This window comes from Micromonospora vinacea (assembly GCF_015751785.1).
GTDB lineage: Bacteria > Actinomycetota > Actinomycetes > Mycobacteriales > Micromonosporaceae > Micromonospora > Micromonospora vinacea.
The window spans coordinates 1,035,108-1,060,423 of record NZ_JADOTY010000001.1 but is presented as its reverse complement, the minus strand read 5'-3'; the positions used below and the strand labels follow the sequence as shown (position 1 = coordinate 1,060,423).

21 protein-coding genes and 1 pseudogene are annotated in these 25,316 nt (G+C 70.4%); 14 read left to right on the top strand and 8 right to left on the bottom strand.

The annotated features are described in order from the left end of the window. Positions 1-44 precede the first annotated feature (44 nt). The 3 genes from IW249_RS05150 to IW249_RS05140 all read left to right on the top strand — a co-directional run bounded on the left by IW249_RS05150 (position 45) and on the right by IW249_RS05140 (position 3,907). On the top strand, positions 45-995 hold the full coding sequence (locus tag IW249_RS05150) for an NUDIX domain-containing protein (RefSeq protein ID WP_196919744.1): 951 nt from the start codon (positions 45-47) through the stop codon (positions 993-995). A 668-nt stretch (positions 996-1,663) separates the two neighbouring features. After that, positions 1,664-2,611 carry an NUDIX hydrolase gene (locus IW249_RS05145; protein ID WP_196919743.1) on the top strand — a complete coding sequence of 316 codons (948 nt, stop codon included), beginning with the start codon at positions 1,664-1,666 and terminating at the stop codon, positions 2,609-2,611. A 345-nt stretch (positions 2,612-2,956) separates the two neighbouring features. After that, positions 2,957-3,907: a CDP-alcohol phosphatidyltransferase family protein gene (locus IW249_RS05140; RefSeq protein WP_196919742.1), complete on the top strand. Its 951-nt coding sequence runs from the start codon at positions 2,957-2,959 to the stop codon at positions 3,905-3,907. A gap of 56 nt (positions 3,908-3,963) precedes the next feature. On the opposite strand, the gene IW249_RS05135 is transcribed toward IW249_RS05140, so the two are convergent. The 3 genes and pseudogenes from IW249_RS05135 to IW249_RS05125 form a co-directional block, all read right to left on the bottom strand. Next, the gene (locus IW249_RS05135; RefSeq protein ID WP_196919741.1) at positions 3,964-5,217 is read right to left on the bottom strand and encodes a phosphatidylserine decarboxylase; all 1,254 of its coding nucleotides are present in this window, start codon (positions 5,215-5,217) and stop codon (positions 3,964-3,966) included. Positions 5,218-5,836: 619 nt separating this feature from the next. Beyond that, positions 5,837-6,067: pseudogene (locus IW249_RS34935) on the bottom strand (hypothetical protein); the annotation flags it as partial. Then, entirely contained in the window at positions 6,064-7,845 is a 1,782-nt protein-coding gene (locus IW249_RS05125; RefSeq protein ID WP_231392412.1) for a PspC domain-containing protein, read from the bottom strand. The gene IW249_RS05125 and the pseudogene IW249_RS34935, both read right to left, overlap by 4 nt. A gap of 156 nt (positions 7,846-8,001) precedes the next feature. Here IW249_RS05125 and IW249_RS05120 point away from each other — a divergent pair, with 156 nt between their 5' ends. The 7 genes from IW249_RS05120 (at position 8,002) to IW249_RS05090 (ending at position 16,270) form a co-directional block, all read left to right on the top strand. Further along, positions 8,002-9,267 (top strand): ATP-binding protein, encoded by a 1,266-nt coding sequence (locus IW249_RS05120; RefSeq protein ID WP_112622580.1) that lies wholly within the window; start codon positions 8,002-8,004, stop codon positions 9,265-9,267. A 2-nt stretch (positions 9,268-9,269) separates the two neighbouring features. Beyond that, complete coding sequence (locus IW249_RS05115) at positions 9,270-9,956, top strand: response regulator (RefSeq protein ID WP_088950154.1); 687 nt, start codon at positions 9,270-9,272, stop codon at positions 9,954-9,956. A 580-nt stretch (positions 9,957-10,536) separates the two neighbouring features. Further along, positions 10,537-12,174 carry a peptide ABC transporter substrate-binding protein gene (locus IW249_RS05110; RefSeq protein ID WP_196919740.1) on the top strand — a complete coding sequence of 546 codons (1,638 nt, stop codon included), beginning with the start codon at positions 10,537-10,539 and terminating at the stop codon, positions 12,172-12,174. Positions 12,175-12,322: 148 nt separating this feature from the next. Further along, the gene (locus IW249_RS05105; RefSeq protein WP_196919739.1) at positions 12,323-13,249 is read left to right on the top strand and encodes an ABC transporter permease; all 927 of its coding nucleotides are present in this window, start codon (positions 12,323-12,325) and stop codon (positions 13,247-13,249) included. Then, on the top strand, positions 13,242-14,210 hold the full coding sequence (locus IW249_RS05100; protein ID WP_196919738.1) for an ABC transporter permease: 969 nt from the start codon (positions 13,242-13,244) through the stop codon (positions 14,208-14,210). Before IW249_RS05105 ends, IW249_RS05100 begins: the two co-directional genes overlap by 8 nt. Before the next feature lie 25 nt (positions 14,211-14,235). After that, positions 14,236-15,264, top strand: coding sequence for an ABC transporter ATP-binding protein (locus tag IW249_RS05095; protein WP_196924640.1), 1,029 nt, complete (start codon positions 14,236-14,238; stop codon positions 15,262-15,264). Continuing rightward, a complete protein-coding gene (locus tag IW249_RS05090; protein WP_196919737.1) occupies positions 15,257-16,270 on the top strand; it encodes an ABC transporter ATP-binding protein in 1,014 nt (337 codons plus the stop codon). The genes IW249_RS05095 and IW249_RS05090 overlap by 8 nt, the downstream gene beginning before the upstream one ends. A gap of 137 nt (positions 16,271-16,407) precedes the next feature. Here the strand turns inward: IW249_RS05090 and IW249_RS05085 are convergent, their stop codons facing one another. Then, positions 16,408-16,797: a chorismate mutase gene (locus IW249_RS05085; RefSeq protein ID WP_196919736.1), complete on the bottom strand. Its 390-nt coding sequence runs from the start codon at positions 16,795-16,797 to the stop codon at positions 16,408-16,410. Positions 16,798-17,123: 326 nt separating this feature from the next. Between IW249_RS05085 and pcrA the strand changes: the two genes are divergently transcribed. Then, a complete protein-coding gene (gene pcrA, locus IW249_RS05080; protein WP_196919735.1) occupies positions 17,124-19,529 on the top strand; it encodes a DNA helicase PcrA in 2,406 nt (801 codons plus the stop codon). Between the two features lie 107 nt (positions 19,530-19,636). Here the strand turns inward: pcrA and IW249_RS05075 are convergent, their stop codons facing one another. The 3 genes from IW249_RS05075 to IW249_RS05065 all read right to left on the bottom strand — a co-directional run bounded on the left by IW249_RS05075 (position 19,637) and on the right by IW249_RS05065 (position 21,694). After that, the gene (locus IW249_RS05075) at positions 19,637-20,407 is read right to left on the bottom strand and encodes a M23 family metallopeptidase (protein WP_196919734.1); all 771 of its coding nucleotides are present in this window, start codon (positions 20,405-20,407) and stop codon (positions 19,637-19,639) included. A 273-nt stretch (positions 20,408-20,680) separates the two neighbouring features. After that, entirely contained in the window at positions 20,681-21,388 is a 708-nt protein-coding gene (locus IW249_RS05070) for a M23 family metallopeptidase (RefSeq protein WP_196919733.1), read from the bottom strand. A gap of 144 nt (positions 21,389-21,532) precedes the next feature. Next, complete coding sequence (locus tag IW249_RS05065) at positions 21,533-21,694, bottom strand: hypothetical protein (protein ID WP_196919732.1); 162 nt, start codon at positions 21,692-21,694, stop codon at positions 21,533-21,535. A 179-nt stretch (positions 21,695-21,873) separates the two neighbouring features. Between IW249_RS05065 and icmB the strand changes: the two genes are divergently transcribed. From icmB to sucD, 3 genes are all read left to right on the top strand, one after another. Further along, a complete protein-coding gene (gene icmB, locus IW249_RS05060) occupies positions 21,874-22,278 on the top strand; it encodes a coenzyme B12-dependent isobutyryl CoA mutase small subunit (protein ID WP_030491849.1) in 405 nt (134 codons plus the stop codon). 432 nt (positions 22,279-22,710) lie between these two features. Beyond that, positions 22,711-23,889 (top strand): ADP-forming succinate--CoA ligase subunit beta, encoded by a 1,179-nt coding sequence (sucC, locus tag IW249_RS05055; RefSeq protein ID WP_091406357.1) that lies wholly within the window; start codon positions 22,711-22,713, stop codon positions 23,887-23,889. Positions 23,890-23,891: 2 nt separating this feature from the next. After that, the gene (gene sucD, locus IW249_RS05050) at positions 23,892-24,779 is read left to right on the top strand and encodes a succinate--CoA ligase subunit alpha (RefSeq protein WP_196919731.1); all 888 of its coding nucleotides are present in this window, start codon (positions 23,892-23,894) and stop codon (positions 24,777-24,779) included. A 74-nt stretch (positions 24,780-24,853) separates the two neighbouring features. Here sucD and IW249_RS05045 read toward each other — a convergent pair whose 3' ends face one another. Then, positions 24,854-25,120, bottom strand: a complete 267-nt coding sequence (locus IW249_RS05045; RefSeq protein WP_196919730.1) for a DUF4190 domain-containing protein — start codon at positions 25,118-25,120, stop codon at positions 24,854-24,856. Between the last annotated feature and the right edge of the window lie 196 nt (positions 25,121-25,316).

Here is a 25,316-nt window from a genome sequence, read left to right as displayed (position 1 = left end):
CTCTTTTCCGTCCCGGTAACCCGGCCCGGGGAGAATTTGCTTCCGTGACCACCTTGCTCAAGCCGCTCCGCAGGATCGCGGCATACGCAGTTTGTGCTGATTCAATCGGCCGAGTCCTGCTGGTCCGCGCATCGGAGCACTCCGGCACCCCCGGGGCGTGGTCGCTGCCCGGCGGGGCCGTCGACCACGGCGAGGACCCGAACCACACAGTCGTTCGCGAAACCGCCGCCGAAACCGGCCTCTCCGTCGCCGTCTCCGGCCTCGCCGACGTGCTCGCCGACATGCGGGCCCTCCCGGACCGGGGCATCACCATCCACACCGACCGGCTGATCTACCGGGTGGCCGTACGCGGCGGCACCCTCGCCGACCGGGTCGGCGAACGCCCCACCGACCTCGCCCGGTGGTACACCCTCGACGAGGCGCGCGAACTGCCGCTGCGCTCGTTCACCGCACGCGCCCTCGGGCTGCCCGCCTCCTCGGCCGACGTGGTGCCCGACGAGGCCCCCGAGTTCCCCTCCTTCTACGCCGTGCCCGGCCCCGACGGGCTGCACCGCGCCCAGCGCTTCGCCGCGTACGCGGTCTGCACCGACCCCGCCGGCCGGGTGCTGCTCACCCGCATCTCCGACGGCTACCCCGGTGCCGGCTGCTGGCACCTGCCGGGCGGCGGCACCGACTACGGCGAGCAGCCCGGCGCGGCACTCATCCGAGAGTTGATCGAGGAGACCGGCCAGGCCGGCCGCCTCGTCGAACTCCTCGGAGTCGCCAGCCACCGCGACGCCGCCTCGCTCGGCCCCGAGGGCTACCCGATTGACTGGCACGGCGTACGCGCCTTCTACCGCGTCGTCGTCGACCAGCCCAACCCACTGACCATCGCCGACGTGGGCGGCTCCACCTGCGAGGCCCGCTGGTTCGGCCGGGAGGAGTTGGGCGCTCTCCCCACCGACCGCCTCACCGAGGTGACCGCCGAAGCAGTCCAAGCAGCCCAGCTCACCTGACCCCCCGACCGTCCCGTCAGCCGTCCTCGCGTCCTCGCGGCCCGGCGGCCCGGCGGCCCGGCGGCCCGGCGGCCCGGCGGCCCGGCGGCCCGGCGGCCCGGCGGCCCGGCGGCCCGGCGGCCCGGCGGCCCGGCGGCCCGGCGGCCCGGCGGCCCGGCGGCAAGATCGTGCTCGAAGCAGGATGTAGTGGCATCGGCGCGTCGGTGAGGCCACTACATCCTGGATATTGCGCGATCTTGGGCTCGGGGCGCCCCGCAGGGACTGTCTACACGGGCGTTCCGGGGCGGGCGATCCTCGGCCCACCCCAGGCCATGTCATGATCCACTCGGTTTCACGGAAGTCGCGCTATCCGTCTCGCTCGGACACCGCGTTTTCAAGGAAGCCGAGTCGATCACTGCTCGTCTCGGCTGCTGCGGCGCGAATGGACTCCACAATGAGGGCTACTGGAGTGAAGCGGACAGGCGGTCAAACCAGATAAACCGGTCTTATGGGCCTAGACGGTCATGGCCTGTGGGTGCTCGCTCGGTTTCGGCGGCCTCGGCTCCTCAGCTCTACGAGTTTCCCGCGTACCGCCTCGTGTTGATCATGAAGTTATTGTCGCGGCGCGAGATGGATGGCGATAACTTCATGATCAACGGGTCTGGGGTGCGAACACGGGGGTGGCAGGGGTGCAATTGACGCGGCGGGTCGGGGCCTACGGGCTTTTGTGGGATTCGGGCCGGGTGTTGGTGGTTCGGGACGGGGCGGAGGGTGAGTTTCCGGAGCTCTGGCGGTTGCCGGGCGGTGCCGTTGGGCATGCGGAGGACCCGCAGCACGCCGTGGTCCGCGAGGTTGCCGAACAGGCCGGGCTGACGGTGACTGTGACCCGGCTACTCGCTGTGGTTGCCGATGTCGCCACCTTTCCGGAGGACAAGGTCGCGCTGCACACCGACCGGCTGCTGTTCGAGCTCGGCACGCCTCGCGGCGCGCGGTCCGAGGGCACGCCCCACGCCGCGAAGCCTGAGGGCGGGTTGCGGGAGGAAGCGGGTGGGCCGGTCGATCGGGCTTGCTGGCTTTCACTGGCCGAGGTGGCGGAGTTGCCGCTGACCCCGTTCACCGCTGAGGCGCTGGGCCTGCCGGTGACCCCACTGCCGCCCGGGGCGCGCCGGTCGCGAGACCCGTTCCCGCCGGAGCACCCCGACCGTCGGCTGCGCTTCGGGGCGTACGGGCTGGTCACCGATCCTGCTGGGCGGATTCTGCTGACTCAGATCGCGGAGGGCTATCCGGGGGCCGGCCTGTGGCATCTGCCCGGCGGTGGCACCGATCACGGTGAGCAGCCGGCCACCGGGTTGCTCCGGGAGTTGGTCGAGGAGGGTGGCCAGGTGGGTCGGGTCGTGGAGTTGCTGGGCGTCAACAACCTGCACAATCCCGCCGCGCTGGGCCCGGAGGGTCGGCCGCTGGACTGGCACGGCGTACGGGTGATCTATCGGGTGCTGGTGGACGTACCTACTGATGCGGTGGTCACGGAGTCCGCCGGAGGGTCGACGGCGCGGGCCGGGTGGTTCACTCGCGCCGAGGCGGTTGACCTGCCGTTGAGCGACATCGCTGCCGTGGCAATCGGACAGAGCGGCCGATAGCACCCCGCTCGGTGAGCCGAGTTGGTGACCCTCCGGTACAGTCAAAGGCGGGAATGATGGAGGAAACGGGCGATGACGCCCGGGATGGGAACAAGCGAGCGGTTCGAGCGGTTTAAGCCAGATATAAGTACCGCCGGCAGCTATCGCCAAGCCATGTTCCCCTATGCGATGGTGTACTCCGCAAAACGGCTGCCGGGCCATGCAAGGTCCGGCACGAGACAGCCGGACAACCGCCAGTTGGCGGCCAGCAGATCCGGTGATGGAGGAAACGTGCCGAGAGCCCCATGGCGCCGGCGTCGTACTACTGACAGTCCGCGCCCCGCAGGGCGTCGCTGGGCGGGCCGGTTGCGCCGCAGCAGCACGTTCGCCCGCCAGGTGCTGTTGGTCCGGGTGGGTCGCCGCGACGGCGACCTGCACCCGAGTGACCTGTCCCCGACCGAGCACCGGTACGCCGACCGGCAGCGCCGTCGCTACGGCCTGGACCGGCTCAGCCGGCCGACACTGGGCGTGGACCCGACACTGGGCCTGGACCGAGCCGACATCGACGCGGTCGTGCCGGTCAGCCCGGCGATGCCGCCGATGGCGCAGGCCGACGAGGCCCGGTCCATCCCGCTGCTCCCCGGCGAGCGCACCATGGCGCGCCGGATGAAGTTCGGCCTGGTCAACGCCTGCACGCTGGCCAGTCTGATGCTCGGCATGCTGGCCATCTTCCTGGCCATGCAGGGCGAGGTGCGCATGGCGGCGCTGTGCCTGATCGCCTGCGTCGGCTTCGACGGCCTGGACGGCGCGCTGGCCCGACGGCTCGGGGTGGCCAGCCCGTTCGGCGCGCAGATGGACTCACTGGCCGACATGTGCTCGTTCGGCCTCGCCGCGCCGGTAGTGGTCTACGCCTCGCTTGCCGGCTCCGTCTCCACCGCCGCGGCGGCGGTGGCGTGCGCCCTGGTCGCGGCGTGTGCCGCGATTCGGCTGGCCCGCTTCAACGTCTCGCCGAAGGACGGCCGGTTCTTCTGCGGCGTGCCCACCACCATGGCGGCCGCGGTGCTCGCCGTGACCGTGGCGATCGGCCTGCCGGTGCCCGGTGCCGTGCTGGTCGCCGGGGTGGCGCTGCTGGCCTTCGCGATGGTGTCGAGCTTCCCGTACGCCAAGCTCGCCCGCCTGGTGAAGCTGCCGCCGTGGCTCTGGTTGGCCCCGGTGATCGGCGCGCTTGTCGACATCCGGCTCACGTTCGCCCTGATCGTGGTGGGCTACCTGGTCAGCGGGCCGGTTCTCTGGCTGCGGCAGCGTCGTACCGCCTGATCCGAGCAGACAGAACGGGGCGCCGCGAAAGCGGCGCCCCGTTCCTCGTTCTTGGGTCAGCGCCAGCGGGCGATGACCGTCGACCCACCGATCACCTTGTCGCCCGGCCCGACCAGCGGGTCCGCGGCCTCGGCGGGCAGGTAGACGTCGGTGCGGGAGCCGAACCGGATCAGCCCGAACCGCTCGCCCCTGGCCAGGAGCGCGCCGATCGGCGCGCGCTGCACGATCCGGCGGGCGATCAGCCCGGTCCGCTGTGCGACCACCACCGTGCCGCGAGCGGTGTCCAGCACTGTGTACGCGGCGACGTTGTGCTCGGCGTCCGGCTTCATCGCGTTGACGAAGCCGCCGTCGGCGACGAAGTAGTCCACCACCTTGCCGGCGACCGGGGAGCGGTTGACGTGCACGTCCAGCACCGACAGGAACACCGCGATCCGTAGCCACTCGCCGTCGCCGAAGCGCTCGTCGTGCAGCCGCTGCACCGACAGGACCTTCCCGTCCGCGCTGGCGACCACGGCGCTCGGGTCCTCCGGCACGTCCCGCTCGGGATCGCGGAAGAACGCGGCGACCGGCCCGGCGGCCAGGGCCGGCAGCAGCCACAGCTTGGACGACGGGCGCGTCACCCGGGCCAGCGCTGCGAGGCCCAGTGCGATGCCCGCCGCCGCCACGCCGTTGGAGTCGATGTGCATGCCCCGGGTCAGCGGCACGCTCGACGGCCGGTACGCGGGGGCCAGGCTGTCGGCCGTGGCCGGGCTGGCCGGGGTGAACCGCAGTCGGTAGACCCGCACCGGCGGCGAGTTACGCAGCACCAGGTCGGCGCCGACGCCGTAGAGGGCGTCCTGTCGGGCCAGCTCGGCGGCGGCGCCCTCGGTCCGGCCGGGCGCGGCGACGGTCGCCACGCTCAGCACCGCCCCGTCGGTCAGGTACTTGGACAGCCCGTCGATGCCGCTGCGGGTCGCCTCGGCGGTGCCGGCGAACACCTCGCCGGCGATGACCACCCCGGCGGCCTCGGCTTCGGCGAGCGAGTCGACGACGCTCACCCGGTCGGCGACCCAGCGGCCCTGGGCGGTGACGTGCTCGCGGAGCGCCGCGGCGCCGAACGGCTCGGCGGGCACCACGGTGAGCCGGTCACCGGGGAGCAGCGCCTCGACCGCCGCGGCCAGCACCGCGGAGTCCGGGGTCACCCCGACCAGCAGGGCGGCCTTGGCGTCGTTGATCCGGGCCAGCTCGGCGACGAGGGTACGGGCGGCTCGCTCGCCGATGCGGACCGGACCGGACCGGCCGGTGGTACGCACGGCGGGGGACTGGGTCATGTCGGGCGGGCTCCTGACGGGGGTAGAGACGGGAATCGCGGCGGGACCGCCATGGGCGGGACGGGCCGGCCGGCGGAGGCGAGATCTCCACCGGCCAGCATATGCGCCTGTCCGCGCCGGCCGCACCGCCGTGGGGATGCGGTGGGCCGACGCGGGCAGGCGCCCGAGGTCAGGCTTCCCGGCGCGGACCCTCCCGCTCGTCGCCCGGCTGGTCGCCGGTGGCCTCGACCGGTTGGTCGGACCGGGTCGGCTCGTCCGCCTCGGACGAGGTCGGACGGGCGAGGTTTCCGATGGTCGGCTCGTCGTCTCCGCTGTCGGGTCGGCCGGGAATGGGCTCGGTCGGCGGGTCCGACGGCGGATGTGCCAGCCAGGCCGGGTGGATCACGTCGGTGGTCGGCGCGACCTCCGCCCGCGTCTCTGTGGCCGGTATCCCCAACGTCCGGTCCGTGCTGAGCGTCGGGTCGGAGGAGGGGGTGTCCCAGGTGGCCCGCTCGGCTTCCCAGACCGGCAGGGCCGTGCCTGAGGTCGACGTGGCGGCACCGGAGACCGGCACGGGCGCACCGGAGACGGGTGCGCCGGAGACGGGTGCGCCGGAGACGGACGTGCCGGAGACGGGGGCGACGGCGCCTGCGGTGCCGGCCTCGGCGGTCGGCTCCGGCGGGCTCGGCCGACCCGAGCGCAGCGCGCCGACCAACCCGAAGACCCCGATCAGGATGAGTGCGCCGGCCAGGAACCAGCCGACCGGCGGCAGCGCCAGCCCGAGCAGCTGGGCGAGCAGCCACCAGGCGGACAGCGCGAGGAACACGAGCCCGAAGGCGAACGACACCAGATCCGTGCGGTGAGCCTTCACCGGGTCACCTCCAGGTTGCCGGCATTGACGTGGATGTAGAGGCGCAGCGTGCCGCCGCCGGGGCCGTCCGCACCGACGTCGGTAGATTCCCGTAGGCGGCCGTCCAGCCCGCCGGAGCGGTTACCGAAGATGGTGGCGTCACCGGCGTTGACGTCGGCCACTGTGGTGACGTCCACGTTCGGCGGCACGACCACTGTCGCCTGGCCGAAGTTGACGGCCACCGTCACCTGGCTGTCCCGCTTCGCGAAGTCGATCCCGCGCAGGTCGAGCACGGCGTCGCCGAAGCTGTTCTCGTACCGGTCGGCCAGGTCGCGGTAGTCGGTGGGCGCCCAGGTCACCGCGCCGTCGACCCCCCGAATCCGGTCGTAGGACTCGGCGACGGTCGCCGTGCCCAGCGCCGCCGCGGTCACCAGGCCGAGCGCGATGAGCCAGCGGGCCCGCCCGAACCAGGTGCCGACCAGCAGCCCCAGCGCGATGGTGGCCAGCGCGGCCGCGAAGTACGCCGAGGCGCTGATGGCGAAGACGTCCAGCAGGTCGAGCAGGGCGACCAGACCGAGCACCAGGAAGATCAGCGAGAAGGTCACCGCGCCGAGCGGCGACCGCTCCTTGGGGCGCTTCGGCGGCTTCGGTGGCTTGGGCGGAGGAGGTGCGGCCGGGGCCGGCGAAGCGTACGGGCCGTGTGGCGCGAACGGGGGGCGGTAGCCGGAGGGCGGCGGGGCGGTCGGATAGCCGGCCGGGGCAACGGGTGCGCTGCTCACCGGCGCGGACGGCCAGCCGGCGCTGGGCATCGCGGCGCTCGGCCAGCCGGGCTGGGCAGCCGTCGTGCCGGCCGGCTGGCCGGACACCGGGCCGACCCCGGACACCGGGTGTGTCGCGCTGGTCGGCGGCGCGTCGTACCCAGGGATGGTGGCTGTGGGCGTTGCCCCGGTCGTCGCGGTGGCGTATTCCGGACCGGTGCCGAACATCGGCGGGGTCACCGCCGGGCCGGTCGACGGCGCCACGCCGTACGACGGTGCGGGCCAGGTCACCGGTGGGACGACCGTGCCGGACGGTGCGCCGGGCTGCGGACCACCCGGGGTGCCGGGCCGTGGATTGCGGCCGTCCCGGTTGAGCAGGAGCGCGCCGGCGACCAGGATGGCCGCGCCGAGGAGCACCGCGCGGAAGGCGTCGGTGACGATGTACGCGAAGCTGGCCGCGACCAGGATGCCCAGGACGATTACCGTCACCGGCGACATGCTGGAGCGACCACGACCGAGCATGGATTCGACCGGGGAGGCGGTGTCGCCCTCGTTCGGGATGATCAACCAGGCGGCGACGTACACCAGGATGCCGATGCCCCCGAAGAATCCGAGCACCGCGAGCAGCACCCGCCAGAGCACCGGATCGGTGTTGGTGGCGCGCCCGATCGCCGCGCAGACCCCCGCCAGATACCGCCCCTCACGTGGCCGGACCAGGCCGTACCGCGAGGTGAAGCTGGTGCCGCCCGGCGGCGGTGGCGGCGCGGACGGACCGGGACCACCCGGCCCTGGTGGCGTGCCACCCGGGCCGTAGCCGGTGCCCGCCGCGAACCCGGGGCCCGGGCCGTAGCCCGCCGTGGGCGGCGGGTAGCCGTCGGCCGGACCGCCGGGCATGGTGCCGGCGGTCGCGTCGGTGCCGGCGTGCGGCCCGAACGTGCTGGGCTCGGTCCATTCGGTGGGCGTGGTGGTGGGCGGGGGCGGTGCTGAACCGCCCGGCTGTGCCGACCCCGGTCGGGGCGGCGGGGCAGCTTCCTCGGTCATGCTTCGATCCTGCTGCCCGGTCCACCCGAACGACCTCAGGACCCGACCCTGACCCCACCCTGAGATCCGGCGGCCGGAATGTCGGGGGCGTCCCCGTGGTCGCGGAGGCCGCAGCGTGTGACGATCGAGTCACCCGACCTCGACCCGTCCGCCACCGTGACCAGGGAGCCTCCGATCAGCACCGTGACCTCGCCTCCGCGCCTCTATCGCGCCCCGGAGCACCGGATGGCCGCCGGCGTCGCCGCCGGTATCGCCGACCATCTCGGCATCTCGGTGCTGCGGGTGCGCGTCGCGTTCATGGTGCTGCTCGGGCTGAGCGGGCTCGGCCTGCTGCTCTACGCGGCCTTCTGGGCGGTGGTGCCGCTGCGTCCCGGTGACACGGCGGTGCCGCCCCGGCGGGACGTCGCCCAACTCCTGCCGTTCGTGGGGATCGGGCTCGGTGTCCTGTTGATCCAGGTGATGGTCTTCGACTCCGTCGGCGCGGCGGGCACCGCCGGTTGGCTGGTGGCCATCATCGCGGTCGGCGCCGGGGTCATCTGGCACCAGTCCGCGCCCGAGCGGCGGCGGCAGTGGGGCGACGCGATGCCGGTGCCCTGGCTCGGCGCGGTCGTCGAGGAGAGCGACCGGCGGGCCTTCGTACTCCGGTTCATCGGCGGGGGAGTGCTGGTCGCGGTCGGCATCATCGGTGTCGCGGCCGTCTACTCGCCGGCGCAGAACTTCGACGCGGTGATCAATGGCGTGATCTTCGCGCTGGTCGGGCTGGCGGGCGTGGGTGTGGTCGCCGCGCCGGTGCTCTGGCGGACGTACAGCCAGCTCCGCTCGGAGCGCGAGGGGCGCATCCGGGAGCAGGAGCGGGCCGAGCTGGCCGCGATGGTGCACGACCAGGTGCTGCACACGTTGGCCCTGATCCAGCGCAACGCCGGCGACGTCAAGACGGTGCAGCGGCTGGCCCGAGGGCAGGAGCGTTCGCTGCGCAACTGGCTCTACAAGCCGACCGCTTCGCCGAGCGAGCGCTTCGCCGCCGCGCTGGAGCAGGCAGCGGCCGAGGTCGAGGACACCTTCGCGATCAGCGTGGAGACGGTGGTGGTGGGCGACCGGGAGACCGACGAGAAGGTCGGGGCGCTGGTCGCGGCAGCGCGGGAGGCGTTGGTGAACGCCGCCCGGCACGCCGGCGTGCAGACCGTGTCGCTCTACGCCGAGGTGGAGCCGGATCAGGTCAGTGTCTTCGTCCGGGACCGGGGGAAGGGCTTCGATCCGGATACCGTGGAGGACCACCGGCACGGCGTACGCGGCTCGATCATCGGGCGGATGAAGCGGCACGGCGGACGGGCCGAAATCCGGTCCGGCCCGGGGGAGGGGACCGAGGTCCGGTTGATCCTGCCGATCTCCCGGGACTCGTCCGCAGCTGAGAGGAACAGATGACCATGGCCGAGCAGTCGACCGAGCACCTCGACCCGGCGGAAGCCCGCCCCGAGCGGCTGCGGGTGTTCCTGGTGGACGACCACGCCATGTTCCGAGCCGGAGTGCGCGCGGAGTTGGGCGCCCACGTCGAGGTGGTGGGCGAGGCGAGCACTGTGGCGGAGGCGGTCACCCGGATCGCCGCCGTCGGCCCGGACGTGGTGCTGCTGGACGTGCACATGCCCGACGGCGGCGGTCGCGCGGTGCTGGAGGCGATGCGGCGTACACACCCACAGGTCAAGTTCCTCGCGCTGAGCGTCTCCGACGCGGCGGAGGACGTGATCGGGCTGATCCGTGCCGGCGCCCGCGGGTACGTCACCAAGACCATCTCCCCGGACGAGTTGGCCGCCGCCATCCGTCGGGTGGCCGACGGGGACGCGGTGTTCAGCCCCCGGCTGGCCGGGTTCGTGCTGGACGCCTTCGCGGCCCGACCGGACGCGCCGGTGGCCGACCCGGAGCTGGACCAGCTCACCAACCGTGAGCGGGAGGTGCTGCGGCTGCTGGCCCGGGGGTACGCGTACAAGGAGATCGCCAAGGAGCTGTTCATCTCCATCAAGACGGTGGAGACGCACGTGTCGAACGTGTTGCGCAAGCTTCAGATGTCCAACCGCTACGAGCTTTCCCGTTGGGCGGCGGACCGCCGGCTCGTGTGACCGTGTGTCGGCGCCGGCGAGGATCAGAGAAACGTCCGGCGCGCCCTCGTACACCCAGCCGGTGATCGTGCCCGGGTAGCCGTAGGGGCCCTCATCCGGATGGGTCGAAACATGAGTGGTGACGGACGTCCCACCGGGCCCGAGTGACCTTGCGGCTCGCGCACGGGCCGAGGCTCGTTGCGCGGGTGACGCAACGTATTTCCTGGTCAGTGCCGCCCGTGTCGACCGTTTTATGATCATTTTTCAAGTATCGGCAACGTGGCGGGCAACTAACGGCTTGATAACGGCACCTTCACGGAAGCGGCCAGTGGGTGTCACAGTGGCAGCACCTCACCATCGGTGTGTGGCACTCCGTACGCCCCACGACCACGATTCTGCCGATCACGGCGGCCCGTGGCTGTGTCGATTGCGTCGTGTCACGCCTCGTTGGCGAGGGAGCCCGGCGGATCGGAACATCAGGGGTGTCCCCAACTTCCCTGTGGTCCCGGCGACCCGCGCCCCGGGGTGGTCGGGCGGTGTCACCCCCAAACGTGCGTGAAACCCACGACGGAACCTGGTTAGAAAGAGGAGGCCCCTCGGAATGAGAGTCTCGAAGCGGGCGACGAGCGCTATCGCGCTCAGCGCGGCTGCCGCGCTTGTCGCGAGCGGTTGCTCGAGCGGCGGCGACGGCGATACTGCCGCCAGCGCGGACGGCTCGATCGTTGTTCACGGCGTCCAGCCGGAGAACCCGCTGGTCCCGTCGAACACCACGGAGACCGGTGGCGGCAAGATCATCGACTGGATGTGGACCGGCCTGGTCGAGTACCCGAACGACGGTGGGGCCCCGCGTAACGCGCTGGCGGAGTCCATCAACACCACGGACTCCAAGGTCTTCACGATCAAGATCAAGGCCGGTACCAAGTTCCACGACGGTACCGAGGTGAAGGCGAAGAACTTCGTCGACGCCTGGAACTGGGCCGCCTACTCGCCGAACGGCGCGCAGAACGGCACCTTCTTCGCGGACATCGCGGGCTTCGACAAGACCTACACCTCGGACCCGGACGGCGCGGAGGGCCCGAAGAAGGCTCCCGAGCCGACGGCCAAGGAGCTGTCCGGCCTGAAGGTCATCGACGAGCAGACCTTCGAGGTCACCCTGGCAGCGCCGACCGCGGTCTTCCCGACCAAGCTCGGCTACAGCGCCTTCATGCCGCTGCCGGACGCGTTCTTCACCATGAAGCCCGAGGAGTTCGGCCGCAAGCCGATCGGCAACGGCCCGGTGAAGTTCGTGTCGTGGGACGACAACGCCCTCATCAAGCTGACGCGCTTCGACGACTACAACCTTCGCGACAAGATGAAGGTCAAGGACGTCGACGTCAAGCTCTACCAGGACGACAACGCCGCCTACGCCGACCTGCTGGCCAACAACCTCGACTTCATGGAGGTTGTCCCCACCTCGGCGCTCGCCGGTGACAAGTGGAAGACCGACCTCGGTGACCGGGGCCGCTCGACCGTCACGCCGTCGACCGCGTTCATCGCGTTCCCGATCTACGACAAGCGCTTCCAGAACCCGAAGCTGCGTCGTGCGGTGTCGCTGGCGGTCAACCGGCAGGAGATCTCGGACAAGATCTTCTTCGGTACCCGCAAGCCGGCCGACAGCTGGGCGAACCCGCTGACCCCGGGCGCCAAGCCGGGCAACTGCACCGCCTGCAAGTTCGACCCGACCACTGCCAAGCAGCTGCTCGCCGAGGCCGGTGGCTTCAGCGGTGAGATGGTCTTCTACTACAACGCGGACTCCGCCCACAAGGACTGGATGGACGCCGTCGCGCAGCAGGTCAAGACCAACCTCAACATCAACGCTCGGGCCGAGGGTGTGCCGACCTTCGCGGTGTTCCGCCAGAACATCAACGCCCACACGATGAAGGGCCCGTACCGCGCTGCCTGGCAGCAGGACTACCCGGACGTCGAGAACTGGGTCAACCCGCTGTTCGTCACGAACGGCTCCTCGAACGACGGCCTCTACAGCAACACCGAGGTCGACGCCCTTGCCAAGCAGGCCAGCGGCGCTCCGAGCCTGGAGGCCTCGCACGAGGCGTTCGCCAAGGCGGTCGAGAAGGTCGACCAGGACGTCCCGAGCATCCCGGTCTACTTCTACGGTCAGCAGTCCGGCCACTCTGAGAAGATCAAGAAGCTCGAGCTGAACAACGTCGGCGAAGTCGACATCACCTCGGTCGAGCTCTGATCCGAACGGTCTGACCCCGGGTCGGGCTCGCCACATCCGGTGAGCCCGACCCGGGGCCGTTCCGCGATTGGGTGTTACAACACTCCACTCGCACGTTGTCACCACCGTGTCGGCCGTCCGACGCGCCCCCTGTCTGGAGGACCACCCCATGGGCCGTTATCTGTTGAGACGGCTGCTCCAACTCGTGCCGGTCTTCATCGGTACGACGTTCCTGATCTACTGGCTCGTCTGGGCCGTTCCGGGCGATCCGTTCGCCGGCAAGTGCGGCGAGCGTCGCTGCCCGGACCAGTACATCAACTTCATGACCGAGAAGTACCACCTCGACCAGAACGTCTTCGTGCAGTACGGCAACTACATGAAGAACCTGCTCCAGGGCGACTTCGGTCAGACGTTCCAGCAACGCGAGATCAGCGACATCATCCTGACCGCGTACCCGAACACGCTGAAGCTGGCCCTCGTGGCGCTCGCCATCGAGGCGATCATCGGCCTCGGCGCCGGCGTGCTGAGCGGTCTGCGGCGTAACGGCTTCCTGGACAACCTGGTCCTGGTCTCCACGCTCTTCCTGATCGCGCTGCCGGTCTTCGTGGTCGGCTTCGTGCTGCAGTGGCTGCTGGGCGTTCAGTGGGGCATCATCAAGCCGACCGTCTCCTCGGAGATGCGGTGGTCCGAGCTGATCGTGCCGGGCTTCGTGCTGGGCAGCGCGTCGGTGGCGTACATCGCCCGGGTGGCACGAACGAGCATCGCGGAGAACCGCCGCGCGGACTACGTGCGCACGGCCATCGCCAAGGGCCTGCCGATGCGCCGGGTGGTGGGCGTGCACCTGCTGCGCAACTCGCTCATCCCGGTGGTGACCCTGCTCGGCACCGACCTCGGTGCCCTGATGGGTGGCGCGATCGTCACCGAGGGAATCTTCGGCATCAACGGAATCGGCCGCCAGGTCTTCCGGGCGATCATCACCAAGGAAAGCGCCACGGTGGTAGGCATCGTGGTCGTCCTGGTGCTGGTCTATCTCGTGATGAACCTGCTGGTTGACCTGCTCTACGCCGCCCTGGACCCGAGGATCCGTTATGAGTGACCCGAGTACCGCATCGATCGTCAGCACCCCTGGCGCACACCCCACCGACTCCGCCGCCCCCGCCACCGCGGGCCAGCCGCAGAGCAACGAGAAGCCGCGCGGCCTGCTCGGCGACGCCTGGCGGGACCTGCGGCGCAAGCCGCTGTTCTGGATCTCGGCCACGCTGATCGTGATCTTCCTGCTGATGGCGGCCTTCCCGGCGCTGTTCGCCCCGGGCGACGCGGTCAACGGCTCGCTGTCCCGCAGCCTCGACAAGCCGTCCGCAAATGGTTGGTTCGGCTACGACGTGCAGGGCCGCGACGTCTACGCCCGGGTCATCTACGGCGCACGGGCCTCCATCGTGGTCGCCGTGCTCTCCGTGCTGGGCACCCTGCTCATCGGCGGAACCATGGGCATCATCTCCGGTTACCGCGGTGGCTGGGTGGACGCGCTACTCAGCCGGATCGCCGACGTCTTCTTCGGTCTGCCGTTCGTGCTCGGCGCGATCGTCATCCTGACCACGTTCAACGGGTCGGGCTCCGGCAACAGCAAGGCCCAGATCATGGGCCTGGTGACCGCGTCACTGATCGTCCTGAGCTGGCCGGTCGTGATGCGACTGATGCGCTCCTCGGTGCTCGCCACCAAGGAGGCCGACTACATCGTGGCGGCCCGCGCGCTGGGTGCCGGCACCGGCCGGATCATCCTCAAGCACCTGCTGCCGAACTGCCTGGCCCCGCTGTTGGTCTACGGCACGATCATGGTCGGCTCGTTCATCGGCGCCGAGGCCACCCTGTCGTTCCTGGGCGTCGGTCTGAAGTCGCCGGTGGTGTCCTGGGGCATCATGATCAGTGACGGGCAGAATTTCGTCCGGGTCGCGCCAGGGCTGGTGTTCTTCCCCGCCGCGTTCCTCGTCACCGCAGTGCTGAGCTTCGTGATGCTCGGTGAGTCGGTCCGCGAGGCCCTCGATCCGAAACTCCGCTAGGGGAGATCCAGTGTCCGACATTCTCGTGTCCGAGCAGTCCGCGCCGGGACCCGGCGGGTCCGGACGTCCCTCCGGCCGGCTGCTCGAGGTCGAAGACCTGCGGGTGGAGTTCCGTACCCGGGACGGCGTCGCAAAGGTCATCAACGGGGTCACGTACCACGTCGACGCGGGGGAGACCCTCGCCGTGCTCGGTGAGTCCGGCTCCGGTAAGAGCGTCACCGCGCAGACCATCATGGGCATCCTCGACACGCCGCCCGGCTTCGTCACCGGTGGGCAGGTGCGCTTCCACGGCAAGGACATGCTCCGCATGTCCGACGAGGAGCGCCGCCGCATCCGCGGCGAGGGCATCGCGATGATCTTCCAGGACGCGCTCTCCGCGCTGAACCCCGTCTTCACCGTCGGGTTCCAGATCGCCGAGCAGTTCCGGGTCCGGCGGGGCATGGGCCGCGCGGAAGCCAAGAAGCGCGCGATCGACATGCTCGACCAGGTCAAGATCCCGAACGCCAAGGGTCGGTTCAACAACTACCCGCACCAGTTCTCCGGCGGTATGCGGCAGCGCGCGATGATCGCGATGTCGCTGGCGCTCGACCCGGAGGTGCTGATCGCGGACGAGCCGACCACCGCCCTCGACGTGACAGTGCAGGCCCAGATCATGGACCTGCTGGCAGAGCTTCAGCGCGAGCGGCAGATGGGCATGATCCTGATCACCCACGACCTCGGCGTGGTCGCCGACGTCGCGGACCGGATCGCGGTCATGTACGCGGGCCGGATCGTCGAGGAAGCCGACGTGTACGAGCTGTACGCCAAGCCGGCGCACCCGTACACGCTGGGTCTGATCGACTCGATCCCGCGCCTCGACGAGAAGGGGCAGCAGCTCCGGACGATCAAGGGCCTCCCGCCGAACCTGATGAACATCCCGCCGGGCTGCCCGTTCAACCCGCGGTGCCCGATGGCTCAGCCGGTGTGCCGGGAGAAGGTCCCGCCGCTGCTGCAGGTCGGCCCCGCCCGGGCCAGCGCCTGCCACTTCGCCGAGGAGCTGGTGAACCGTGTCTGAGAACATCCTCGAGGTCAATGACCTGGTCAAGCACTACCCCGTCACGCAGGGTGTGGTGTTCAAGAAGACCGTCGGTCAGGTCAAGGCGGTCGACGGGGTCTCGTTCGGTCTGCGCGCCGGCGAGACGCTCGGTGTGGTCGGCGAGTCCGGCTGCGGCAAGTCGACCCTCGCCCGGGTGCTGATGAACCTGGAGAAGCCGACCGCCGGCAACGTGGTCTACAAGGGCCAGGACATCTCCAAGCTGTCCGGTTCGGCGCTGCGGCGTCTGCGCCGGCAGATCCAGCTGGTCATGCAGGACCCGTACACCTCGCTTAACCCGCGAATGACGGTCGGTGACCTGCTCGGTGAGCCGTTCGAGATCCACCCGGAGGTGGCGCCGAAGGGCAGCCGCCGGGCCAAGGTCCGCGAACTGCTCGACCTGGTCGGGCTCAACCCGGAGCACATCAACAGGTACCCACACCAGTTCTCCGGCGGTCAGCGTCAGCGCATCGGCATCGCCCGGGCGCTCGCACTGCGGCCCGAGATCATCGTCTGCGACGAGCCGGTGTCGGCGCTGGACGTCTCCATCCAGGCCCAGGTCATGAACCTGCTGGAGCAGTTGCAGGGCGAGTTCGGCCTCTCGTACGTCTTCATCGCGCACGACCTGTCGGTGGTCCGCCACCTCTCGGACCGGGTCGCGGTGATGTACCTCGGCAAGATCGTCGAGATCGGCACCGAGGACGAGATCTACGAGCGACCGACCCACCCGTACACCCAGGCTCTGCTCTCCGCGGTGCCGGTGCCGGACCCGACGCAGCGGCACAACAAGACGATCATCCGGCTCACGGGTGACGTGCCGTCGCCGATCAGCCCGCCCTCGGGTTGCCGGTTCCGGACCCGCTGCTGGAAGGCGCAGGACGTCTGCGCCGAGCAGGTCCCGCTGTTGGAGATCCGGCGGGAGTCGGACCACCCGAGCGCCTGCCACTTCGCGGAGAAGCGCGAGATCGTCGCCACCCACGAGGTGTGAGTCACCGAAACCGCCTGCCGCCGTCACCACGACGGCGGCAGGCGGTTTCGTCTGTCAGTGACCCGGATCGGCGGCGGGCCGCGCAGCAGCGCACGCCGCGTCGGTGGGCCGGTGATTCGACCGAGGGTCGGTGCGGCTCACAGCGGGCCGCGACCCGCGCGGAGCAGCAGCAGGGCCAACTGGGTGCCGTCGGCACCGAGCGCGACCCGGAACCGCTCCAGGATCTCCCGTTCCCGGGAGAGCACCAGGCGGGTCCCACCGGACGCCATCCGGGTCACCCCGACCTCCTGGGACAACGCGGCCCGCTCCTGCCAGAGCGTGATCAACGCGTGGTCGATCTCGTCGATGCGTTCCCTGATCTGCACGATCCGCGCTGCCGCGGACGGCTCCTGGGTGCCGGTCTGCTGCTCGGTCGGCTCGGCCTCCGCACCCGTCGGTGGGGTGGCCACCGCCGGCTCAGCCTCCTGCGCCGCGGACTGCCCCGGCCGGATCGGGCTGCCGCTCTGCTCCATCACGTCTGTCATCATCGGGTACCTCTCGCACTGTGGTGCCCGGTGCCCGGAACCTGGGACGGAAAGAGCCCCGGGCTCCAGGAGCCCGGGGCTTTAGCAGGTCTGAATCGATCAGGCGCGACCTACGGCAGCCGGACTCCCGGTGCCATAGTAAAAGGAGAAGCGCGCAGCGATCACGCCGTCGAGTATGCCCACGTCGTTGCCGGGTGCGCAAGCATTCCGCGGCGTGGGCGGCACCTTTCTCACCGGTGGCGTACGGGGTGGTGGGTGCGCGCCGTCGGTCACGAGCTGCTGAGCGCCAGACGCGCAGTGTCGGGCCGGCGGCATAGACTTGTCGGGCGATGCATCCTCTCTTCGACATCCCCGCGTCCCCGCCTGCGCCGGAGTCCGCGCCGGCCCGCCCGCACCGACCCGGGGCGGCTGCCGTGCGCCTCGATCCGCAGCAGTTGCTCGCCGGGCTGAACGGGCCTCAGCGCGACGCCGTCAGCCACGCCGGCTCACCGCTGCTGATCGTGGCCGGCGCCGGGTCCGGCAAGACCAGGGTGCTCACGCACCGGATCGCCTACCTGCTCGCCGCGCGGGACGTGCACCCCGGTGAGATCATCGCGATCACCTTCACCAACAAGGCCGCCGGCGAGATGAAGGAGCGCGTCGCCGCGCTGGTGGGCCCCCGGGCACGCCTGATGTGGGTGTCGACGTTCCACTCGGCCTGCGTGCGGATCCTGCGGGCCGAGCACGAGCACGCCGGCCTCAAGTCGACGTTCTCGATCTACGACGCGGACGACTCCCGCCGACTGATGCAGTTGGTCACCCGCGAGCTGGATCTCGACCCGAAGCGCTACCCGGCGCGCGGGCTGGCGGCCCAGGTCTCCAACCTCAAGAACGAGCTGGTCGATCCGGAGCAGTTCGCGGCGCGGGCCACCGGGCCCAACGAACGGGCGCTCGCCGAGGCGTACACGCTCTACCAGCGTCGGTTGCGCGAGGCGCACGCCCTGGACTTCGACGACCTGATCATGACCACGGTGCACCTGCTCCAGTCCCATCCGCACGTCGCGGAGAGCTACCGCCGCCGGTTCCGGCACGTGCTGGTGGACGAGTACCAGGACACCAACCACGCCCAGTACGTCCTGATCAAGGAGCTGGTCTCCGGCACCGACGGGCTGGAGCCCGCCGAGCTGTGCGTGGTCGGCGACGCCGACCAGTCCATCTACGCGTTCCGGGGCGCGACGATCCGCAACATCCTGGAGTTCGAACGGGACTTCACCGACGCGCGGACGATCCTGCTGGAGCAGAACTACCGCTCCACCCAGACCATCCTCAACGCGGCCAACGCGGTGATCGACCGCAACACCTCCCGCAAACCCAAGCGGCTGTGGAGCGAGGCCGGCGCCGGCGAGCAGATCGTCGGCTACGTGGCCGACACCGAGCACGCCGAGGCCGACTGGGTGGCCCGGGAGATCGACCGGCTGGTCGACGCCGACGAGACCCGCCCCGGCGACGTCGCGGTCTTCTACCGCACCAACGCCCAGTCCCGTGTCTTCGAGGAGGTGTTCATCCGGGTCGGCCTGCCCTACAAGGTGGTCGGCGGGGTGCGCTTCTACGAGCGCAAGGAGGTCCGCGACGCGCTGGCGTACCTGCGTTCGGTGGTCAACGACGACGACACGGTGAGCCTGCGGCGAGTGCTCAACACCCCGCGCCGGGGCATCGGCGACCGCGCCGAGGCGTGTGTCGAGGCGCTCTCCAGCCGCGACCGGATCTCCTTCGGCGCGGCCCTGCGCCGGGCCCGTGAGGCGCCAGGCATCTCCAGCCGGGCGGCCAACGGCATCGCCGACTTCGTGGCGTTGCTCGACGGTGCCCGTGAGCTGGCCGAGACCGGCACCCCGGAGGAGGTGCTGGAGGCCCTGCTGACCCGCTCCGGCTACCTCACCGAGCTGGAGGAGAGCCTGGACCCGCAGGACGCCGGCCGGGTGGACAACCTCCAGGAGCTGGTCAGTGTCGCCCGCGAGTACACCGAGCGGATCGAGGCGCTGGGCGAGGAGGGGGAGCGGGCCACCCTGGCCGGCTTCCTGGAGCAGGTGGCGCTTGTCGCCGACGCCGACCAGATCCCCTCCGACGACCCCGACCACCAGGGCGTTGTCACCCTGATGACGCTGCACACCGCCAAGGGGCTGGAATTCCCTGTGGTCTTCCTGACCGGGCTGGAGGACGGCGTCTTCCCGCACCTACGCTCGCTGGGCGACACCCGCGAGTTGGAGGAGGAGCGCCGACTGGCGTACGTCGGCATCACCCGAGCCCGACAGCGGCTCTACATGTCCCGGGCGGTCACCCGCTCGGCCTGGGGGCAGCCGTCCTACAACCCGCCGTCGCGCTTCCTGGAGGAGCTGCCGACCGAGTTGGTGCACTGGGAGCGCACCGAGGGGTCGTACACCTCGTGGGCTGGTGGGGGCGGCGGCGTCGGCGGCCGTGCGGACCGCGCGCCCGGCGGCCGTGGCACCTTCACCGGCGGTACGCCGAAGGCGGCGCAACTGGCGCAGCGGCTCGGCGTGGACGCCAGCCGGCTGACCACGGCCAGCGAGCTGCCGCAGGGGCCGAAGGTGTCAGCGGGCGACCGGGTCAATCATCAGCGGTACGGGTTGGGGCGGGTGCTCGCCGTCGAGGGGCACGGTCCGGGTGCCCGTGCGCAGATCGACTTCGGCGACCAGACCATGTGGCTGGTGCTGCGGCACGCCCCGGTCGACAAGCTCTGAGCCGTCGCGCCCGAAGAGCGTGCCAGATCACGGAAAGAGTGGCCTCGGGGTACCCCTGAGGCCACTCTTTCCGTTGTGGTGCCCGCGAACCGCGCGGGGGTCGTGGATCAGCAGCCCAGGTCGACGCCACGGGTCCGCATGAACGGGGCCGGGTCGATCTGGTTCCACATGCCCTGGTGCACCTCGAAGTGCAGGTGCGGGCCGGTGGCGTCGCCGGTGGCGCCCTCGTAGCCGATGACCTGGCCGGCCTTGACCTTCTGTCCGACAGTGACCGCGATGCGGCTCTGGTGGGCGTAGTGGGTCAGGTATCCGTTGCCGTGGTCGATGAAGACGGAGTTGCCGTACCCGTCGGAGGCGTCGCCGGCCTGGGTCACGGTGCCGGCGGCTGCGGCGTGGATCGGCGTACCGGAGGGCAGGGCCAGGTCGATACCGGCGTGCAGGGTGCCCCAGCGCTGCCCGTAGCAGGACGTGACGGCTGCGCCCGGCATCGGGTCGACCCAGGCGGGTGTGGGCTTGGTGGTCTTCTTCGGTTTGGGCTTGGGCTTCGCGGCGGCCGTCCTGGTGGGGGTCGGGCTGGCGCTGACCGCCGACGGGCTCGCCGTCGGGCTGAGCGAGGGGGTGACCGGTGTGCTCGACTCACGGACCGAGCGGTCGGCCCGGCTCGCGGCTTCGGCCCGGGACTGGGCGTCGAGGGAGACGGCGGCGGGTGTCGGGCGGTCGGTGCCGCTGGTGGCGACGGCGACACCACCGAGGCCGAGGGCTACCAGGGCGGCGGCGCCGAGCACGATGAGGCGGTTCCGCCGGCCGGTGCGCTGCGGCGGCGCGGCCTCGCTGGTGTCGCGGGTGTTCTCGTTCTGGACGGGGCTGTCTTCCTGCACGGCGGACCTTCACAGTCGAGGGGCACTTGACCTCGAAATACTGGTGTCGGGCCGAGGTGGGGTAGGAGCGGGGACCGAACCCTCGGACGGGGAGTGGACGGTCGGGTGCCCGGATATGACCCGCTCTGCGGCGCTACATCCGGAAAAGTGATCATGTAAGCGGGTGTCGTCGGTCACGATCGGCGTTGTGGTCCGGGACACATTCGCCGGGACCGGGCAACGCAAAACCGCCCGGATCGACAGATCCGGGCGGTCAGCGGTCGTTACGCAACGTCAGGAGGCGGCTACCTCGCTGTAGATTGCCTCGACTTGCAGCTTGATGTCCACTCCGCGCTCCTGGAGGAACGGCACCGGGTCGATCGGCTGCCCCTTGACATGGATCTCCAGGTGCAGGTGGGTGCCGTACGCGTGGCCGGTCTGACCCACGAGGCCGAGCTGGTCGCCCGCCTTGATCTGCTGGCCTTCCTTGACGCTCACCGCGGAGGAGTGGCCGTAGATGGCCTCGCTGCCGTCGGCGTGCTGGACGATCACCGCGTTGCCGTACCCGCCGAACCAGCCGGCCTTGGTGACCAACCCGTCGTGGATCGCCACGTAGGGCGTGCCTTCGCCGGCCACCAGGTCGACGCCGGTGTGCAGCTTGCCCCAGCGCATTCCGTACGGGGAGTTGAAGTCGTAACCCTGCAGCGGCAGCAGCCAGACCTCGGGCTCGGCGCTGTCCTCGCTGCGGCTGTCCCGGGAGGCGCGGTCGGCGTTGTCCGCACGGGCCGCAGCGTCCTGACTGGTGACCGACGCCTGCTTGAGCTCGTCGAGGACCGTCGGGCTGACGTCCTTGGCGTCCGGCAGGGCGCTCGCGCCGAGGGCGACGATGCCGGCACCGACGAACGCGGTGGTCACGACAGCGGCGTAACGGCTGCGGGGTGGGGTGGGTACGCGGCGGCGACCGCGATATCGATCGGGCTCAGACGACAGGCGCTGGCGCACGCACACCCTCCGTTGTCGGGGTTCCGAAGCGGCCGGTGGGCGTCCCTGAAGCTCCAGTGAAGCGTCCGCTGACCGCGTCGTCACCCGTCCATGGACCTGATGACAACCGTGGACACGTTAGCCAACCGCCAGGCGAGTCACAAGCTAGACCGAAAAATTGGCGTGTCGATCTGTCCGTTTGCGTCCATGATTGTCATGCATCGCGACGCCGAACGGTGCCCCCGTCGCTGCCCGTTCGTCGCCGAGCGTGACCGTTCCGGCGGAGTCGTCCGGCTTGACTCCGAACAGCGCCGCGATGGTGTCCACGGCCCTGCCAGCGGCGCGGCGGCGGCGAGGCCGGGACGGTACCGGGTCGGACCTCTCCGGGTTGCGCGGTGGACACGCCGGGTAACGGCCGGTGGCAGAGCCCGGATTTCCCGGGCCGGGCCCGCCGGGTTACCGTTCGTTAAGGTGAAGGCGGTCAAGCCGGTGAAAGGTGTGCGCTGATGAGCTCTCGGATTCGGGTCGTCGTCGCGAAGCCTGGCCTGGACGGCCACGACCGGGGCGCGAAGGTCGTCGCGCGCGCCCTGCGGGACGCCGGGATGGAGGTCGTCTACACCGGCCTGCACCAGACCCCGGAGCAGATCGTGGAGACCGCCATCCAGGAGGACGCCGACGCCGTCGGCCTGTCAGTGCTCTCCGGCGCGCACATGACGCTCTTCCGGCGGGTGCTGGAACTGCTCGGTGAACGGGACGCCCGCGACATCGTCGTGTTCGGCGGCGGCATCATTCCGAACGGCGACATTCCCGAGTTGGAGAAGCTGGGCGTCGCGAAGATCTTCACGCCGGGCGCCACCACCCAGGCGATCGTCGAGTGGGTCCGACAGAACGTGGCCCAGCCGGTTTCCTGAGCCGCGCCGATCTGCTGCGCGTACAGATTTTGGGCACGGGGGAGGGGCCGGACGCACCCCTCACACGTCCGGCCCCTCTATGCACGATGCCCCGCCGCCACCCCTCGACCGACAGGGCATCGGCCGTATCCCGTCTTTGCGCTGTTCAGCGCTCCGACATCTGACTCAACGACGCCCCCACGGCAGGGTTACGCAAGCCGGACAACATCGCCCGGATGGTGGATGCCACAGGAGTCCTGGCCGGAAACCGGCCACACCTGATGTCCGGTTGTGCATTACCGCACACCGCGCACCCGCTCGGTTGCCGGTGGTGCCGACCTCGCTAGGCTGCGGCCAATGGCCTGTTTCAACTGATGACAGGCGTCAAACTGTTTTCTGAACGCTGGTGGCGGCGCGACGGCGCGCCGCGGAGACGGGACGGGACGCGCAATCGTGGACCTGTACGAGTACCAGGGGCGGGACCTGTTCGAGCGGCACGGCTTGCCCGTGCTGGCCGGCGGCGTCGCCACTACCCCGGAAGAGGCCCGCGCGATCGCCGAACGTCTTGGCGGCCGTGTGGTCGTCAAGGCGCAGGTAAAGGTCGGCGGCCGAGGTAAGGCCGGCGGCGTCAAGCTGGCCGAGGGCCCGGATGAGGCGGTGGCTCGGGCCACCGACATCCTCGGCATGGACATCAAGGGTCACACCGTCCACAAGGTCATGATCACGGTGACTGCGGACGTGGCCGAGGAGTACTACTTCTCGTACCTGCTCGACCGGGCGAACCGCACCTTCCTCTGCATCGCCAGCGTCGCCGGCGGCATGGACATCGAGCAGGTCGCCGCCGAGACCCCCGACAAGGTCGTGAAGGCCCCGATCGACGCCGTGAAGGGCGTGGACGAGGCCAAGGCCCGCGAGATCGTGACCGCCGCCGGTTTCCCGGCCGAGGTCGCCGACCAGGTGGTCGAGATCGCCGTCGGCCTGTGGCAGGCGTTCGTCGCCGAGGACGCCACACTGGTCGAGGTCAACCCGCTCGCCAAGAACGGCGACGGCCGGATGCTCCTGCTCGACGCCAAGATCAGCCTGGACGAGAACGCCGCGTTCCGGCACCCGGACCACGAGGCGCTTGTCGACCAGGCCGCTGTGGACCCGCTGGAGCAGGCCGCCAAGGCCAAGGACCTCAACTACGTCAAGCTCGACGGCGAGGTCGGCATCATCGGCAACGGCGCGGGTCTGGTCATGTCGACCCTCGACGTGGTCGCGTACGCCGGTGAGCGGCACGGCAACGTCAAGCCGGCCAACTTCCTCGACATCGGCGGCGGCGCGAGCGCCGCGGTGATGGCGAACGGGCTGGAGATCGTGCTCTCCGACCCGGCCGTGAAGAGCGTCTTCGTCAACGTCTTCGGCGGCATCACCGCCTGCGACGAGGTCGCCAACGGCATCATCCAGGCGCTGGCCCTGCTGGAGCAGCGCGGCGAGCAGGTCACCAAGCCGCTCGTCGTCCGTCTCGACGGCAACAACGCCGAGGCTGGCCGGGCGATCCTGGACAGCGCGAACAACCCGCTCGTGCAGCGGGTGGACACCATGGACGGTGCGGCCGAGCGGGCCGCCGAGCTGGCAGCTGCGGGGGTCTGATCATGGCTATCTGGCTGACCAAGGACTCGAAGGTCATCGTCCAGGGGATGACCGGTTCCGAGGGTTCCAAGCACACCCGGCGGATGCTGGCCGCCGGCACCAACGTGGTGGGCGGCGTCAACCCGCGCAAGGCGGGCCAGACTGTCGACTTCGACGGCACCGAGCTGCCGGTCTTCGCGTCCGTCGCGGACGCGATGGCCGAGACCGGTGCCGACGTCACTGTCATCTTCGTGCCGCCGCAGTTCACCAAGGCCGCCGTGGTCGAGGCGATCGACGCCGCGATCCCGCTGGCCGTGGTGATCACCGAGGGCGTGCCGGTGCACGACACCGCGTCGTTCTGGGCGTACAACGTGGCGAAGGGCGAGCAGACCCGGATCATCGGGCCGAACTGCCCCGGCATCGCCTCGCCCGCCGCGTCCAACGCCGGCATCATCCCGGCCGACATCACCGGCTCCGGCCGGATCGGCCTGGTCAGCAAGAGCGGCACGCTGACCTACCAGATGATGTACGAGCTGCGCGACATCGGCTTCTCCACCTGCGTCGGCATCGGCGGTGACCCGATCATCGGGACCACTCACATCGACGCCCTCGCGGCGTTCGAGGCCGACCCGGAGACCGACGCCATCGTCATGATCGGTGAGATCGGTGGCGACGCCGAGGAGCGGGCCGCCGAGTTCATCAAGGCCAACGTCACCAAGCCCGTGGTCGGCTACATCGCCGGCTTCACCGCTCCGCCCGGCAAGACCATGGGTCACGCCGGGGCGATCATCTCCGGCTCGGCCGGCACCGCCGAGGCGAAGCAGGCGGCGCTGGAGGCCGTCGGCGTCAAGGTCGGCAAGACGCCGACCGAGACCGCCAAGCTGATGCGGGAGATCATGTCCGGCAGCTGAGCCGGTCAGGCAACACGAAGGGGGTCGACCGGTCACGGTCGACCCCCTTCGGCGTACGCGGGCTCCGCGCTGGTTCAGTCGTTGTTCCAGAACGGGTAGTTGCCGGTCGAGCGCAGGATCGCGCCGCCGATGATGTTGATCACGCCGAACGCGATGGCGAGGTAACCGAGCAGCGGCGACTGCCCGTACCGCCGGGCGTCGCGGATGGACAGGTAGCCGAAGACGATGCCGAAGATGCCGCAGCAGATCAGCCCCAGCACGATGCCCAGCACGCCCCACAGGGTGGTTCGGTCGCGTCCACGGGCCGGTGGCGGTGGGGGAGGCGGGTATGGCGTCGTCACGGCTTCCTCCGAGCGGTCATGGGCGACGTGCCGGCCCGGACCGCGACCGGTGGGCCCGTCCCTGGGTGGCGGCGACTCGCGCCCCCTCACGGCCGAGGCTAGACCGGCCCGGGTGGGCAGGACGTCGGTTCGGTGAACTCGCCGTCCTTAGGAGGGGTTAACGGACTGCCACCGCCCGCGCGACGTGCCAGAGTAG